Source organism: Wolbachia endosymbiont (group A) of Conops quadrifasciatus (assembly GCF_964027015.1).
Lineage (GTDB): Bacteria > Pseudomonadota > Alphaproteobacteria > Rickettsiales > Anaplasmataceae > Wolbachia.
Map to the genome: position 1 here is coordinate 167,402 of NZ_OZ034722.1, position 14,302 is coordinate 181,703.

At 34.5% G+C, this 14,302-nt stretch carries 17 protein-coding genes; 9 read left to right on the forward strand and 8 right to left on the reverse strand.

What is annotated here, in order from left to right; all coding sequences use genetic code 11:
- The first annotated feature begins 493 nt into the window (after window positions 1-493).
- From AAGD69_RS00885 to uvrB, 4 genes are all read left to right on the forward strand, one after another.
- On the forward strand, window positions 494-1,069 hold the full coding sequence (locus tag AAGD69_RS00885) for a transposase (RefSeq protein ID WP_341812253.1): 576 nt from the start codon (window positions 494-496) through the stop codon (window positions 1,067-1,069).
- Entirely contained in the window at window positions 1,036-1,209 is a 174-nt protein-coding gene (locus tag AAGD69_RS00890) for a hypothetical protein (RefSeq protein WP_341812254.1), read from the forward strand. Before AAGD69_RS00885 ends, AAGD69_RS00890 begins: the two co-directional genes overlap by 34 nt.
- On the forward strand, window positions 1,184-1,435 hold the full coding sequence (locus tag AAGD69_RS00895; RefSeq protein WP_341812255.1) for a hypothetical protein: 252 nt from the start codon (window positions 1,184-1,186) through the stop codon (window positions 1,433-1,435). Before AAGD69_RS00890 ends, AAGD69_RS00895 begins: the two co-directional genes overlap by 26 nt.
- Window positions 1,436-2,267: 832 nt before the next feature.
- Window positions 2,268-4,181, forward strand: a complete 1,914-nt coding sequence (gene uvrB / locus AAGD69_RS00900; protein WP_341812256.1) for an excinuclease ABC subunit UvrB — start codon at window positions 2,268-2,270, stop codon at window positions 4,179-4,181.
- 167 nt (window positions 4,182-4,348) lie between these two features.
- Here uvrB and AAGD69_RS00905 read toward each other — a convergent pair whose 3' ends face one another.
- Window positions 4,349-5,161 carry a transposase family protein gene (locus AAGD69_RS00905; RefSeq protein ID WP_410529856.1) on the reverse strand — a complete coding sequence of 271 codons (813 nt, stop codon included), beginning with the start codon at window positions 5,159-5,161 and terminating at the stop codon, window positions 4,349-4,351.
- A gap of 101 nt (window positions 5,162-5,262) precedes the next feature.
- On the opposite strand from AAGD69_RS00905, the gene AAGD69_RS00910 reads away from it, so the two are divergent.
- Both AAGD69_RS00910 and AAGD69_RS00915 read left to right on the forward strand, forming a co-directional pair.
- On the forward strand, window positions 5,263-5,547 hold the full coding sequence (locus tag AAGD69_RS00910) for a hypothetical protein (RefSeq protein ID WP_341812258.1): 285 nt from the start codon (window positions 5,263-5,265) through the stop codon (window positions 5,545-5,547).
- Between the two features lie 93 nt (window positions 5,548-5,640).
- Entirely contained in the window at window positions 5,641-5,877 is a 237-nt protein-coding gene (locus AAGD69_RS00915; protein ID WP_341812259.1) for a hypothetical protein, read from the forward strand.
- A 45-nt stretch (window positions 5,878-5,922) separates the two neighbouring features.
- Here the strand turns inward: AAGD69_RS00915 and AAGD69_RS00920 are convergent, their stop codons facing one another.
- From AAGD69_RS00920 to AAGD69_RS00945, 6 genes are all read right to left on the reverse strand, one after another.
- Window positions 5,923-7,143 carry a P-loop NTPase fold protein gene (locus AAGD69_RS00920; protein WP_341812260.1) on the reverse strand — a complete coding sequence of 407 codons (1,221 nt, stop codon included), beginning with the start codon at window positions 7,141-7,143 and terminating at the stop codon, window positions 5,923-5,925.
- A gap of 3 nt (window positions 7,144-7,146) precedes the next feature.
- On the reverse strand, window positions 7,147-7,752 hold the full coding sequence (gene recR, locus AAGD69_RS00925) for a recombination mediator RecR (RefSeq protein ID WP_341812261.1): 606 nt from the start codon (window positions 7,750-7,752) through the stop codon (window positions 7,147-7,149).
- Between the two features lie 241 nt (window positions 7,753-7,993).
- Complete coding sequence (locus AAGD69_RS00930) at window positions 7,994-8,410, reverse strand: hypothetical protein (RefSeq protein WP_341812213.1); 417 nt, start codon at window positions 8,408-8,410, stop codon at window positions 7,994-7,996.
- Between the two features lie 385 nt (window positions 8,411-8,795).
- Window positions 8,796-9,284: a recombinase family protein gene (locus AAGD69_RS00935; protein ID WP_341812212.1), complete on the reverse strand. Its 489-nt coding sequence runs from the start codon at window positions 9,282-9,284 to the stop codon at window positions 8,796-8,798.
- A gap of 31 nt (window positions 9,285-9,315) precedes the next feature.
- Window positions 9,316-9,633, reverse strand: coding sequence for a recombinase family protein (locus AAGD69_RS00940; RefSeq protein ID WP_341812262.1), 318 nt, complete (start codon window positions 9,631-9,633; stop codon window positions 9,316-9,318).
- Window positions 9,627-9,803: a hypothetical protein gene (locus AAGD69_RS00945; protein WP_341812263.1), complete on the reverse strand. Its 177-nt coding sequence runs from the start codon at window positions 9,801-9,803 to the stop codon at window positions 9,627-9,629. Before AAGD69_RS00945 ends, AAGD69_RS00940 begins: the two co-directional genes overlap by 7 nt.
- Before the next feature lie 399 nt (window positions 9,804-10,202).
- Between AAGD69_RS00945 and proS the strand changes: the two genes are divergently transcribed.
- The 3 genes from proS (at window position 10,203) to AAGD69_RS00960 (ending at window position 13,583) form a co-directional block, all read left to right on the forward strand.
- Window positions 10,203-11,471 (forward strand): proline--tRNA ligase, encoded by a 1,269-nt coding sequence (gene proS / locus AAGD69_RS00950; protein WP_341812264.1) that lies wholly within the window; start codon window positions 10,203-10,205, stop codon window positions 11,469-11,471.
- Window positions 11,468-11,839: a holo-[acyl-carrier-protein] synthase gene (locus tag AAGD69_RS00955; RefSeq protein WP_341812265.1), complete on the forward strand. Its 372-nt coding sequence runs from the start codon at window positions 11,468-11,470 to the stop codon at window positions 11,837-11,839. Before proS ends, AAGD69_RS00955 begins: the two co-directional genes overlap by 4 nt.
- 247 nt (window positions 11,840-12,086) lie before the next feature.
- On the forward strand, window positions 12,087-13,583 hold the full coding sequence (locus AAGD69_RS00960) for a proton-conducting transporter membrane subunit (protein WP_341812266.1): 1,497 nt from the start codon (window positions 12,087-12,089) through the stop codon (window positions 13,581-13,583).
- Here the strand turns inward: AAGD69_RS00960 and AAGD69_RS00965 are convergent.
- Window positions 13,580-14,251: a VirB8/TrbF family protein gene (locus tag AAGD69_RS00965; RefSeq protein WP_341812267.1), complete on the reverse strand. Its 672-nt coding sequence runs from the start codon at window positions 14,249-14,251 to the stop codon at window positions 13,580-13,582. The genes AAGD69_RS00960 and AAGD69_RS00965 overlap by 4 nt on opposite strands.
- Between the last annotated feature and the right edge of the window lie 51 nt (window positions 14,252-14,302).

The following is a 14,302-nucleotide window of genomic DNA, read 5'->3' on the forward strand; positions in this document are numbered from 1 at the left end:
AGGGTATTTATGACTCAAAACTTGTTTTTGACCTGCAGGCTAAATGACAAAATTCAGTAAAAAACTTAGGGTGTTTTTTGGCGGATTACATAAAATTATAGCGGCTGCATGTCTTTTAAATTTTTTCTACATTCAGCCAAACCGCGCTTAAACTAAGCGTCAGCACATTATTACAGCGCCAGTTTAAATTATTATAGGGTCAAAACTCGCACCACGGGGCTTCTTTTGCCTTTTTTTTCGTTTAGTAAATTTCTTAAGTATTTATGGCTAAAGTAACTTAAGAGACCGAAAATGGTCAGCGCTCCTTTTTTTGTCATCCCAGTGCCCCTATGATGTCATTCCAGTCTGGAATCTAGTTCTTATTGTACATTTACTTGGTGTAGAGTTAAGTTTTCTGGATCCCAGTGGGCTTTGTTGCATAGCAACTGAAAAAATCTGGTGGCTACTGACAAAATTCATTATAAAATAGCCATTTAACCTTTGAAGAAAAAATATGCCACAGAAAATGAAAGTCAGTAACCAAAACGAATATAACAAATTCCTTGAAAAAAGGGGAAATATTTTTCGTTACATCGATGAAGCTATCGAAAATTGGTATGAAAATAGTCCAAAAATGCAGGGCGGCAACTATATTTATAGTGATAAAGTTGTGATTTTGGTGCATATAATCGTTAATCTTTTTAGAATTGGCTTAAGACAAACAGTCGGGTTTATAAAAGGATATTTGCAACAAATAGGAAGAGATTTGGCAGTTATCAGCTATTCACAAGCATCAAGAAGGTTTAAGAAACTTGATATTAAGATCAATGATTGCAGAGTTGATAAAAATAATATGGAAGATATCGAAATTGCCATAGATAGCACAAGCATCAGCATTTATAACAACACTCCTGGCCACAGCAAGGAAAATAGCGAAAATAGAAAGTATCGCAGCTATGAACAAGTAAAGAAACTACACGTAATTTTGAATATAAACAGCAAAAAAGCCATAGCTGCAAAATACAGTAACGGTCTGATCACTATGGAGCTTGCGATTTGCTTAAAGAAGTTAATTTTCAGCATGCCATAAAAGCACTATATGCAGACAGAGCATATGACAGACATAAACTCTATAAATTGTGTGATGAATGCGGCATAAAGACAAAAATTCCTCCAAAAAACGATGCAGCAGAGCATCCAAAGTATGGCAGAGAGAAATGCTGCAATTAGACTAATAAAGTCATACAGCGAAGATGGAATGAAGAGGTGGAAAAGGCAAACAAACTACGGAAAAAGATCTTATGTAGAAAGTTTTTTCTCGCGACTGAAACAAACATTCGGGTTTAATTTTCGGAACAAATCTGAAATTAATCGTGAGAAGGAACTGCTACTCAAGTGTTATTTGCTGAATAAATTTATCGAAATAGGCGTGCCTAAGTTTGAAATGGCTACATAAGTTTTTCCTGATCTATCCAATACAAGGTACTATGCAACAAAGCCCACTGGAATCCAGATTGGATACTGAGTTGGTGAGTATAAAAGTGTTGTGTTATGGCTAACGCTGACTCTACGTCATACCGCGATTCATTCGCGGTATCTCTTAGCATAGATCCCGCTAACAAGTAGCGGGATGACGGTTGTCGGTAGGCCTAAATTACTTTAGCCATAAATATTTAAGAAATTTACCAAGTAAAAAAAAAGGCAAAAGAAACCCTGTTGGTGGTTGGCTATTCACTATGTACTAAAATATCGGCGTTTTTTTTATTCTAAAACGCTTGATTAAGAGCGATTTAGCTGCTTTTAACTTGCAACTAACCTACACCGCAAGTGTTTAAGAAATTTACCAAGCAGGAAAAAAGGCAAAGAAACCCCGTAGTAGCTAGCATTCAAATTCTCCCTTGTCAATTTGACGTTTTTTGCTCTCTTAAACGCTTTGTAAGCGCGTTTCGGCTTATATAGGTAAAAACCTAAAAATTTTTAAAGACATGCGATGCACGTAGTGCGAAAAGTTAAACATGAGACGCCAAATACCCTAAGTTTTTTGTCATTAACCTGCACAGATTGCGAAGATAAATAAATAGCTTCAGTTTCATGATAAGGGGGCTGGCGGAGTTTGTCAAGGAAGTTTTTCGTTTCTATTCCCAATAAAAGTTTGTTATATGGTTATGCAAGAAGTTTATTGTTGGTTAATGTTTTATGGCTTTACGGAAAGTTTATAGCTATACAACTTATCTTAAAAGCAATATAGTGTTCACTATGCAATGAATCAAAGATAGTAAGTAAAGTCTATGAAATTTCAAATCACTAAACATTTTCAACCCGCTGGAGATCAACCGCAGGCAATCGATAGTTTAATTGCGGGGCTAAATAGCAATAAAAGAGACCAAGTTTTACTTGGGGTTACTGGTTCTGGGAAAACTTTCACTATGGCAAATGTTATAGCAAGGACAAACAGACCTGCGCTGATCATGGCACACAATAAAACCTTAGCAGCACAACTTTATGAGGAAATGAAAGGATTATTTCCCAATAATGCTGTTGGATATTTCATTTCTTATTATGATTACTATCAGCCCGAAGCTTATTTGCCGCAAACTGATACTTATATCGAAAAAGACTCTGCAATCAACGACAGAATTGACATGCTGCGTTATTCTGCCGTTTGCTCCCTCTTGGAGCGCAGGGACACGATCGTAGTTGCCAGTGTTTCTTGCATATACGGTCTTGGTTCGCCTGAAAGCTACCGCAGCATGACTATATCTTTAAGTGTTGGAGATAAAATTCATGTTAATGATTTCTTGAGTAACTTAGCTGATCTCCAATACAAGCGCTCTGATACCAGGTTTGAGAGAGGATATTTCAGAGTACGTGGCGATATTATCGATATATTTCCTGCCTATTATGAAAATAAAGCTTGGCGTTTATCGCTGCTTGGTGATGAAATAGAAGAAATTTCTGAAATTGATGCTATAACGAGTAATATTACCAAAAGCCTAAATACAATCACCATTTTTCCAAACAGCTATCATATTACATCACGTGAGACTCTGTTGCAGACAGTTGAGCTAATCAAAAAAGAGCTGCATGAATGCTTGGATTATTACTACTTGCAAAACAAGATTGTTGAAGCAAAGCGCCTCGAGCAACGCACTAATTTTGATATTGAAATGATGAGAACAACAGGAATATGTAAAGGTATTGAAAATTATTCGCGTTATCTCTATGGAATGGAAGCTGGGGATCCACCGCCTACTTTGTTTGAATATTTACCCAAAGACGTAATTTTATTTGTTGATGAGAGTCATGTCACCGTTCCTCAGATTGGTGCAATGTACAGTGGTAATGAGGCGCGTAAAAAGAAATTGATTGACTATGGCTTCAGGCTCCCTTCCGCTTTTGATAATCGTCCATTAAAATTTGAAGAATGGGAGGAAGTTAGGCCGCAGACTATTTACATTTCAGCTACTCCCGGAAAGTATGAGTTAGCACAAACCAATAACGTATTTATAGAGCAAGTTATTCGTCCAACAGGGCTTACAGACCCAATCTGCATTGTGAAACCAATAGAGAGTCAAATTGATGATGTAATTCATGAGGCACAAGTGACAATAAGAAAGGGATTTTGTGTTTTAATCACTACACTGACAAAAAAAATGGCTGAAAATTTAGCTGAATATATGAGTGAATTAAATATGAGAGTGAGTTATTTGCATTCTGATATTGGTGCGCTGGAGAGAATAGAAATTATATGTAAATTAAGATCTAAAGAAATTGACGTTTTAGTAGGTGTTAACTTGCTTAGGGAAGGTCTTGATATTCCAGAGTGTGGTTTGGTTGCAATTTTAGATGCTGATAAAGAAGGATTTTTGCGATCAGAAACATCGCTCATTCAAACGATCGGTCGTGCTGCGCGTAATGCTGAAGGTAGAGTAATTTTGTATGCAGATAAAATCACTGGTTCTTTAGATCGTGCATTAAGAGAGACTGAAAGAAGAAGAAAAAAACAAGAAGAACATAATATATTGCACAATATTGTCCCGAAGACTATAATAAAACCTATATCAAACACCTTACAGGAGAGGGCAATAGCAGAACCAAAAGTAAATACTAATAAGGATGACTTGAGAAAGCAAATGATAGAGCATGCTGAAAATTTAGAGTTTGAAGAAGCAGCAAGAATAAAAAAATTATTGCAAGGTTAAGTAATATATGATGCTATGGGAATAGCATGAAAGTGTAAACAACTAAACTTCCAATATTCTTCTTTTTATTTTAACTCATCTTTTTGAGACTTTTGACAATTTCTTAAGACCTGCTGAGAATCAAGCAATAAAAAGAAGGAAAGGAGGGTGACTAAAATCAAGGTTAACTAAAAGGCGTGCTTAAGATTCACAATACCAGCAATAATATTGAACCTCAGGTTGTATTTTTTCTGAAAATTGCGGTAAACATGAGACATAATCTTAAATATCTTTATCTCATGGATCTTATTTTCTACTCTCATTCTAAATGATGCTAATCTTCTATTATGCTCTTTCTGCTCTGGAGTTAATGGCTTTTTACGATACTTTTTATATGGAATTATAACATTGCTTTGCAATTTTTGCCAACCTTGATATCCAGAATCGGCATATTTTATGCTATCGATTGGTAAATATTTTTCTTGTTTCCTTATGCGAAAATCATTAATTCTACCACGATATGAATTTGACACTGATAAAATTCTTCCACCTTCTTCGATAACAATCTCAGTTTTCATAGTGTTGGTTCTTTTTTTTCCTGAATATGATTTCTTCCGTTTTTTACTATCTTCTGGTCTCTGTATTTGCTGTTCTGTAACATCAGCCAGAATCTTCAGTATTTTTTCTGGTGTCATACTTCTATCTTTTGTTATAGTAACTTTTTTGGCAAGTAATGGCTCTATTTTCTTCAGTAACCTAAATACATTTGCGTTGTGAACATTGAACAGGCACCCTAAAAATCTATGTGTTATGTAAGTGCGATAGTACAAAATTACGCAAAATAACTTATCTTCTAGAGTTGGTAGTTGTGATCTTCTACCATGGCACTTTTTCTGTTTTTCAAGTCTTTCCCACCCAGACCTCACTTTTTCCACTACCTTTTCGAACTCCTCTATAGTTAAACCTGTTATACTACGAAAGTTTCTTGGGTGTTTCTTCATGTTATAGTAACTAAAGCTCATTTTTTTACCTTACTCAATCTGCTTATTCTTCTTCTACTTCTCTCACATTATTTTTTCAATCACCTTTTGCAGCAGGTCTAATGCAAAAACTCATGAAAGACTATATTCATGTAAGCGTTAGCACTTCCAACAAACAACGGCGTGATTCAGGGGATAGTGGTATCAGTGATGTTAGTAGCAGCACTTCTGATGATGAGGATAGAACAATAAAAGATAAAATGATGGAAAATGTTAAGCAGGATAACCATCAAAAAAGCTTTGATTTACATCAAGTACAAGCAACTGATGAATTAGAAACCGTAAAATTTCTCAAAACGCTAAGCAAGAAAGAAAGAGAAAAACTTGGTTTTTCTCCTAAACAGTAAAATAACCAAAAGGTTGAGACTAGCAAAAAAACTTACAATCCACTTGATTGGAATCCAATCTATCAAGGTAAAAAGCGCTTTAGCTTAGACAATATGTCGAGTAATTCGTCTTCATGTAGTGAAAAAAGCAATATTTCAGATATAAGCGATAAGTCTAATAATTCAAACATTGTCAGATTTAATATTACTAGGAGTAACAGTAAGGAAGACCTTCGTAAACCTGATGCTTCACATAATGACAAATCTGCAGGTAAAAAATTATCTAATGTCAACGTAAGCGAATTAATCAGAAAGTTTGAACAAGGTAATAACATAGTAAAGGGGCATTAATCAAATATTACCCTATCTTTGTATATGCAAAGGTAGGGTATCTTTTCAAAATATTATATCCTTTATAGCTTTGTTAATTTTTGATTCCTTCTCTGCAAAAGCAGCTTCTAGAGAGGTTTTAAGTTTTTCCCATTCTTCTTGACCATTTAGAATTAAAGATTTATATTCATTTTCAATTTTTTCCAATGCTCTTTGAAATGAGGAATCTAACTCCTCATACAAATCAGTATTTACTGATTGCAGTATTACCAAAAACGAAAACAAATTTGGAGCAGGTAATTCTTCTCTTGTGTAATTCAGAAGACACAGCTTTATTTTTTTTACGCAGTATTCTATTGTTTTTAACGATAGTAAAAGGCTTTCTGCATAAAATATAAAACTATCTACAATCAAATTTTTTGACTTTTTCGGTAATTTAATATTTTCAAATAGTTCTTTTGTAAATTTTTCTATCGGTTGCTTCGGTAAATGTAAAGAGAGATCAGTAAAAGATTTTAGGTCAAAATTTGGTCCAAGTATCGTGCTAATGGCTTTATGCACATTGCTCTTATCTTTACTTACAGAAATAATGAAAACCAGCCCCTCCAAATCAAGCATATACTTTATAGATTCCAAAAAATCGACAACGAATTTAGGGCGGCACACATCAAGATTATCCACCATTATATAAATGTTTTTGTTTTTTCTAATTCTATTAACTACTTTTGCCAATTGTGTTTTAAAATCCTTAATGTTTTCTTCTCTTCTTTGAAGAGTATTCAACTCTCTCAGTACAGAACCAATATCTTTCCTATCAGCCTCTTTTGTAGCGTCAAGCAATACGGAAAGCATAGCAAGTGGAGATTTACTGATCAGCTTTCCTAGTGTGTTTAGAGAAAATAGTTCTTGGTTTATGTTCTTGAACTGTTGTATAACGCTTCTTTTTACTTCATACGATGCAAATAAATCTTCAAATAGAAAATTTAAAAAAGAAGGAAGTGGTTGATCCAGTGCATTGATATCCCATGCGTTATAGTAAGCTGCAATTTCATTTTGCTGTTTTAACTCTTTTACCCACTCTTTCAGAAAAAACGTCTTACCCCATCCGTCATATCCTTCTAAAGATATTATTGTAAAAGACTGATCAATCGTTTTAATTATAGTGTTGAATTTGCCTGAAAATTGCTTATAGTTTAGACGGTCATTTTCCCAAGCCGCCACTTGAAGTGGTGGCGCTATTTCTTTCTTCTTGAACGTTATTAACGATACAAGTTTTTTTAAGCACATACCTTATTTTATATTTAACTCATATTCTTGTCTTGAAGTAAGTGCTATCCTCAGCGTTCCTTCATCTAGGTAGTCAATTTCTCCGCCCATTGGTATGCCGCAAGCAAGACGTGATATTTTCACATCCAAATTTTTTAGCAATTCAATTATATATTGTGCAGTAACTTGACCCTCTAATGTCGGATTAATTGCAATAATTATCTCTTCAACTTTAGATTTTGTCACTCTTTCCAGAATAGTATCAAGGTTAAGTTCTTTTGAACCTATGCCGTTTATTGCAGACAATCTGCCCCCCAAAACATGGTATAAACCTGAATATATATTTCCTTTTTCAAACGCCCATAGATCACCCAATTCTTCTACTACACACAGTAACTTAGTGTCACGTTTTGGGTTAGTACAAATAGAACAAGGTGATTTAGTATCTAGATTTCCGCAAATCTCACATTCTACTATAAGATCTGCTAGCTCTTTAATCAAAGATACAAGTGGTAGCATAACTTTCTCTTTGTTTTGGAGTAAATGTATAACCAACCTGCGTGATGATGATGGTCCTAAACTTGGCAATTTAGAAAAAGCATGAACTAGATTCTTTATGTTAATGTTCATTCAATAAATTCAGAATAGTTCATCAAATGGTAACATCAAACCCTTTGTAAAGAAAGTGGTAAGTTTCTCTTGATCCCACTTTGATTAGCTATAGAAAAATTTTTTACTCTAATGCAAAAAATTACTTCCGCACACTTAAAGCCTGATTATAATAGACTTCTTGCATAACCCAAACTAAGTAGAAAAAAGGTATAGCTGACCCAAGCAACACGTCATACCGCCGCAGTATCTCTAGATCCCGCTAACAAGCAGCGGGATGACTACCCCTACAACAACATTGCAAGTATTGATTTTTCTCCCCATGAGAAGAGTCTGGAAGCTCTTTCACTCTAAACACGATGTTCACATCCTCAAAATTAATCTCAATTCGCTTAACTAACGTTCTAATAATATCACGTTTAGTTAGCCAGTCTGCATTATCAAGACTTGAGTTAATACTAGAGGAAAATCCCTCTAAATTTGTTACTACTAGAGTGAACTCTTGTGTGAGTTTTTTCTGATCAAATGTTTTTTTCTTTTGTTCTTCAACCATTTTTAAGTTTTGTTTCATTGCTTTAATTCTTGGCTCAAATTCTTCTTGATCAATATATTCTTGAGCATAACTATCAATTAACCTTGCAATACCACGTTTTAATTTATCTTCTTGTGCTTCAAGCAAAGCGCTTTTTTGATCTAGTGGTGATTTTTTAAGTTCTGAAAGTCTTCGTTTATACTCCTCTAATACTCTATTCGGATTTTTTAATAGATGCTTTACTTCTTCCTACACAGCTATGTCTAATGTATCTGTACGAATTAATTTGTTGTTACACATTTTATTACCACCAAAACGGTATGAATCCGTGCCAATACAACGATAATACACCTGATTATTAGTTTTTTTTCCTCCTTATTCCTTGCAGTGCTAGTACCATAATATGCATAATTACAAAGCTTACATACTACTAAACCTTGCAATAAATATCTTGCTCCTCTTTGTCTTGTTCTTGCTATTTTTCTATTCTCTGCTAATTGTTCTTGAACTATATCAAATAAATCTTCGTTTACTATACTAGGTACTTTAATATAAATCCAATCCTCTTTTGGAACAGGATAAGTAGAATAATTATCTTTTGGTTGCTCGCAGGAGTTTTTTTTGGTCTTATATGTTTTAATTTTATGCCTAACCTTGTTTTACCAAAAGCTACTTGTCCTCTATAAGCAGAGTTTTTTAACATACTCAAAACTACAGCCCTATCCCAATATTCTTTTCCTGTTCGCTTCATAACGGACATAGCACTTAGCCCACGACATACTTCTCCTATACTCGCTCTTTCTCTTCCTACCCAAAAAAATACTTTACGCATAACTTCAGCTTCTTCTTCATAAATTTCAAATAAGGCTTGTCCTGTCTCTGTATTTTTATTTATATAATGATAGCCATAAGGAGCAGCTCTCATTACACTTATATAATCCTTATTGGCTGCATAAATCTTTCCTCTGCAGCTTCGTTCCATGATTTTTGCACGTTCATATTCTGCTATCATACCTTGCATTTATAATAGTAATTGAGATTCTGGATTATCGCTAATTTAAAAAAATGACTTCTACTCCTAGTTTCTTGAACTCTTCAAGTAATACTATCTGATATGCATACTTGCGAGATAAACGATCAGGAGAATGAATATAAACCTTATCAATTCTACCTTCTGCTATTTTATCACGTAATTTTTCTAAACCAGGACGGATTATATTAGAACCATTATCAATAAATTTATATTCATTTAATAATTTATATCCGTCCATACTAATTTGATTCTCTATAGAAGCAATTTGACTTGCTATTGTACCTTCTTGTGCTTGTCTCCCTGAAGAAACTCTTGCATATAATCTAACTGTTACCATTTAACCCTCCTCAAATCTACTTTCTTACATTCAGAGTTTTCTTCCTTTTTGCTCACTTGTATTGGTTTACTTAACACTAATTTCTCATATGCATCTAATAGATACAACTCTGCTAATCTATTCACTTCATAACTACAACGAATACAAACTATTAATTTCTTGTTGCCCATTAGCTCTCCCATATGTTATTCATCGAGACATATGGTTATTTGATCACTAGCTCTATAAATAAATTCAACTCTCTGTTCTTTTTGTAGAAGCTTTCGGGAAATAGTTTTCTCAAGTTTCATATTTCTTCCAATATTGTTGGCGGAGTCCCTATGACGGTTTGCGGTAGCATGACGATAACCTCGTCATCCTGCTACGTGTTAGCGGATGAGATACCGCGGCGGCATGACGTAGGACTGCTGTCATCCCGCTACGTGTTAGCGGGATGAAAATGTTGTACCAAGACCACGGTAGCTATAAAATTATCAAGGGAAGTACCACACACTTCCCTTCTTTTTTAAAATAAGTTTACCTACAGGTCTGATTGTATTAAGATTACTTAATACAATCAGGTCTATTATATGCGTTTATCCAAATATTACCTACCAACTCTAAAGGAAAAGCCTACCCATGCTAAAATTATCTCCCATCAATATTCTTTACGTGCAGGTTTAATAAAGCAGATAGCATCTGGCATCTATACGTGGTTGCCGCTTGGTCTGCGCGTGCTTAAGAATATTGAAGATATTATCAGAGATGAAATGGATAAATCTGGTGCAATTGAAGCATTAATGCCTTGTGTGCAACCAGCAAATCTTTGGCGAGAATCGGGACGTTACGATGATTACGGTAAGGAAATGCTACGTATAAGGGATAGGCATGAGGAAGATATGCTTTTCGGTCCAACGCATGAGGAGGTAGCAACTGATCTAATTAGAGATGTGGTAAAAAGTTATAAAGATTTGCCACTTTGTTTGTATCATGTCCAGTGGAAATTTCGTGATGAGGTAAGACCACGTTATGGTGTTATGAGGGGTAGGGAATTTCTGATGAAGGATGCATACAGTTTTGATGTAGATTACGAAGGTGCACTGAATTCATATAATTTGATGTACAAAACTTACATAAAAATCTTCAAACGCATGGGACTTACTCCAATTGGAGTGAGAGCGGACACTGGGCCAATTGGAGGAAATTTGAGCCACGAGTTTCATATATTGGCAAACACTGGTGAGAGCACTTTATATTATGACAATAAATTTTCTGAACTACTGGAAAGTGAAGATGTTGAAAGTTTGAAGAATATATATGCAGTTGCAGATGATATGCACGACCCTAAAACTTGCCTTGTGCCGCAAGAGCAGTTAAATGTTAGTAAAGGTATTGAAATAGGGCATATTTTTTATTTTGGCGACAAATACTCAAAGCCTATGAAGGCAAATGTTACTTCTCAAGATGGAAAAAATGTCAACATGCATATGGGTTCATATGGCATTGGGGTTTCAAGGCTTGTCGGTGCAATAATAGAAGCTTTTCATGATGATAAGGGAATTATCTGGCCAGAAGCGGTAGCTCCTTTCAGAATTGGTTTAATCAATTTACAAACGAAAGTAACGGAGGCTGCAGATAAAATATACAAAGCTTTGAAAAGTGATGAAGTGCTTTACGATGATACGGAAGGAAGTATAGGAGTAAAATTTTCTAGAATGGATCTGATAGGCTTGCCGTGGCAAATAATTGTTGGAAAAAAGGCAATAGATGAAAATATAGTTGAAGTAAAAAATAGAGCAGCTGGAGAGGTAAAAGAAATGCAGATTGAGGAAGCAATAAATTGCTTTAGCACAAAATGATACGCGGTATCGGCACTGACATAGTATATATACCAAGAGTATTGAGAATATTACAAAAATACGGGGAAAAATTTCTCAATAGAATCTACACTGAAAAAGAAATAGAGCTAAGTAGAAAGTATAATAGTCAAGAAATGCGAGCAAGGTATTTTGCCAAACGCTTTGCAGCAAAAGAAGCTTTTGTTAAAGCACGAGGTACTGGATTTAGCCAGGGCATTATAATGAAAGATATAGAAATATACAGCGATGTAAGAGGAAAACCATATATTGCTGTCAGAAAGGATTTCATCTCAAAGGACTACAAGATTCATCTTTCTCTGAGTGAAGATGGAGATTACGCTACTGCATTTGTTATAATTTGCGTCTAGCAGATATTGTTTCAATTTATGCAGTTGACTTTATGCTATCTATATAGCTAAACTGACTTAGGTTTACCGACAATTTGAAAAACAACAAATTCGTCATTCCGCTACTAGTTAGCGGAATCTATGCCGAGATACCGCGGCGGTATGACGTGTTAGCTATAGCATACACAAACAACTAGTTTGCCAAAAAAACATGGCGGTTTTTCTATGATTTGAGTATAATTCTAGCTTTACCTAAATAGAAAATTTAATGGACTATATCTTAATGTATCTTTCCTTACCATTTTTAATTACTGAGAATTACTTATTAATTACTGCGTTGATTCCGCTTTTAAGTGCTTTTGTTATCTTTTTTACTGGTAAATGGCCCGGAGTGAACAATAGTATTACTGTCATTTCTTCTGTACTTCTGTTTACGTATACGTGTCTGTGCACTTTATATTGGGTATATGGTGATCATTCTCAATTTATTCTCATGGATTTTGGTAATAATTTGCACATTAGTTTAAAGCTAGAGTCTACCGGAGTAATATTCAGTTTATTAATATCGTTTTTATGGATACTAACCAGTATATATGCAATATGTTATATGCAGAATAACTATGCTGATAGCAATCACTCAAGTTTTCTATGCTTTTTTTCAATATCGATTAGCTGTGCAATGTTTATTGCTTTTTCTGGAGATTTGCTTACTACATTTGTTTTTTATGAGCTTCTAACTATTAGTACATACCCTCTGGTTACTTACAACTCAACAAATGAATCAATGATTGCAGGGCGCTATTACTTTGGCGTGCTATTTTTCTCTTCTTTAGTATTATTTTTTCCTGCAATAGGCCTTTTATATAATGAATTTCATACTTTAGACTTTGTAAGTGGTGGAATATTCAAATTTGATACTTCACTCATCACTTTCATTACAGTGTGTTTTGCTATGCTGATTTATGGAATAGGAAAAGCTGCATTAATGCCAATGCATTTTTGGTTACCAAAAGCAATGGTTGCACCAACTCCTGTGAGTGCACTATTACATGCTGTTGCTGTTGTGAAATCCGGAGTTTTCATCATCATAAAAGTTATATTATACACTTTCGGCGTCGATAACATGCAACGTTTTGTGCAGCAAAATTGGTTCGCTGGAGGGTGGCTTCCGTACGCTGCTGGATTTACTATTATTACTGCATCATTGATTGCATTAAAGCAAAAAGAATTAAAGAAATTGCTTGCTTACTCTACCATCTCTCAATTGTCGTATATTATATTATTTGCTTCAATTTTTAGTGAGCTCAGCATGAGGGTTGCAATTTTTCAATTAGTTTGCCACGCATTTGCAAAAATCACTTTGTTTTTCATCGCCGGAGCAATAATAACGAAAACAGGTGAGAAATATATAGATAAGATTCACGGTATAGGACGCAGTATGCCAATTAGCATGACAGCATTTGCTATAGGTGCATTGTCTATGATAGGGGTGCCGCCTGCTCCGACTTTTTGGGGTAAATTTCTCATTTTTCAAGCTGTTTTCAACTCTGGCAATGTAATACTTTCTGTGTTTGTAACTCTAGTGTTAATTGTTAGTACTATACTTAATGCTCTGTACTTTTTACCGATAATTTACAATGCCTTTTTCTTAAAACCTTCTCAGAATTACTTTATTAAAAAAACGCCAATTCTTCTAGTTTTACCTCCAGTTATTACTGCTACATGCACTTTAGTTATTTTTTTTAGCTACCAAGTAATATTTTAAAATCTGTATTTATAACCATTAACAATAAATTTAAATGGTATTATACCAGCCAGAGTTGCTTTTATACTCGACAAAGTGAAGCTAATCTCCACAGTATGATCTTTCACCTCCTTATTTTGCTCGGTTGTAAAAACTACAGTAGCATTTCCAGCAAATGTAACTAAGTCCTTGGTCGATCGATCAATAGATAATGTTATTACATTTATGTTGGCAGTTTTTCTTTTGGATGAAGGTGAACTAACAGCTTCATTGTTCGTTTTTTCCTGAAAGCCTTGATAGATTTTATGTATAGAATTGTTTCTTATAAAATTTTCTTGGTACTTCGATTCAACGACCTTAATGGACTCGTATATTTCAATGTATTTACTTATTAAGTACCTCGCTGTGGAAGTGTATTCATCTTCCTTTTTACTGAAACTGAGCTTATGCATTGCAGAGAACTCATCTTCTGTGTGGTTCATGTACTTCACAAAATTTAAATCTTTTTTAACAGGAAATAACAGGTATATGTTTAATATTAATAAACATAAGCATACTAGGAGAAGCGATACTATTAATGCCATCCAAGATCTTTCTGCTACACAAAACAGATACCTATGGCAGTACCATTCGACTGCTTTACTGAAATAACTTTTGTTTTTTACTGATTCAAGCAATTTATTTTCCATAACACAATGCTACCAAACCCAATTATAATAACAATAAGATTAGATACTCTA

What these genes read in the sequence shown, in the direction of transcription:
- AAGD69_RS00885 (WP_341812253.1), top strand. Translation starts at nt 494, where the DNA reads ATGCCACAGAAAATGAAAGTCAGTAACCAAAACGAATATAACAAATTC.
- AAGD69_RS00895 (WP_341812255.1), top strand. Translation starts at nt 1,184, where the DNA reads ATGGCAGAGAGAAATGCTGCAATTAGACTAATAAAGTCATACAGCGAA.
- uvrB (WP_341812256.1), top strand. Translation starts at nt 2,268, where the DNA reads ATGAAATTTCAAATCACTAAACATTTTCAACCCGCTGGAGATCAACCG.
- AAGD69_RS00905 (WP_410529856.1), bottom strand. Translation starts at nt 5,161, where the DNA reads ATGAAGAAACACCCAAGAAACTTTCGTAGTATAACAGGTTTAACTATA.
- AAGD69_RS00910 (WP_341812258.1), top strand. Translation starts at nt 5,263, where the DNA reads ATGCAAAAACTCATGAAAGACTATATTCATGTAAGCGTTAGCACTTCC.
- AAGD69_RS00915 (WP_341812259.1), top strand. Translation starts at nt 5,641, where the DNA reads ATGTCGAGTAATTCGTCTTCATGTAGTGAAAAAAGCAATATTTCAGAT.
- AAGD69_RS00920 (WP_341812260.1), bottom strand. Translation starts at nt 7,143, where the DNA reads ATGTGCTTAAAAAAACTTGTATCGTTAATAACGTTCAAGAAGAAAGAA.
- recR (WP_341812261.1), bottom strand. Translation starts at nt 7,752, where the DNA reads ATGAACATTAACATAAAGAATCTAGTTCATGCTTTTTCTAAATTGCCA.
- AAGD69_RS00935 (WP_341812212.1), bottom strand. Translation starts at nt 9,284, where the DNA reads ATGCAAGGTATGATAGCAGAATATGAACGTGCAAAAATCATGGAACGA.
- AAGD69_RS00940 (WP_341812262.1), bottom strand. Translation starts at nt 9,633, where the DNA reads ATGGTAACAGTTAGATTATATGCAAGAGTTTCTTCAGGGAGACAAGCA.
- AAGD69_RS00945 (WP_341812263.1), bottom strand. Translation starts at nt 9,803, where the DNA reads ATGGGCAACAAGAAATTAATAGTTTGTATTCGTTGTAGTTATGAAGTG.
- proS (WP_341812264.1), top strand. Translation starts at nt 10,203, where the DNA reads ATGCGTTTATCCAAATATTACCTACCAACTCTAAAGGAAAAGCCTACC.
- AAGD69_RS00955 (WP_341812265.1), top strand. Translation starts at nt 11,468, where the DNA reads ATGATACGCGGTATCGGCACTGACATAGTATATATACCAAGAGTATTG.
- AAGD69_RS00960 (WP_341812266.1), top strand. Translation starts at nt 12,087, where the DNA reads ATGGACTATATCTTAATGTATCTTTCCTTACCATTTTTAATTACTGAG.
- AAGD69_RS00965 (WP_341812267.1), bottom strand. Translation starts at nt 14,251, where the DNA reads ATGGAAAATAAATTGCTTGAATCAGTAAAAAACAAAAGTTATTTCAGT.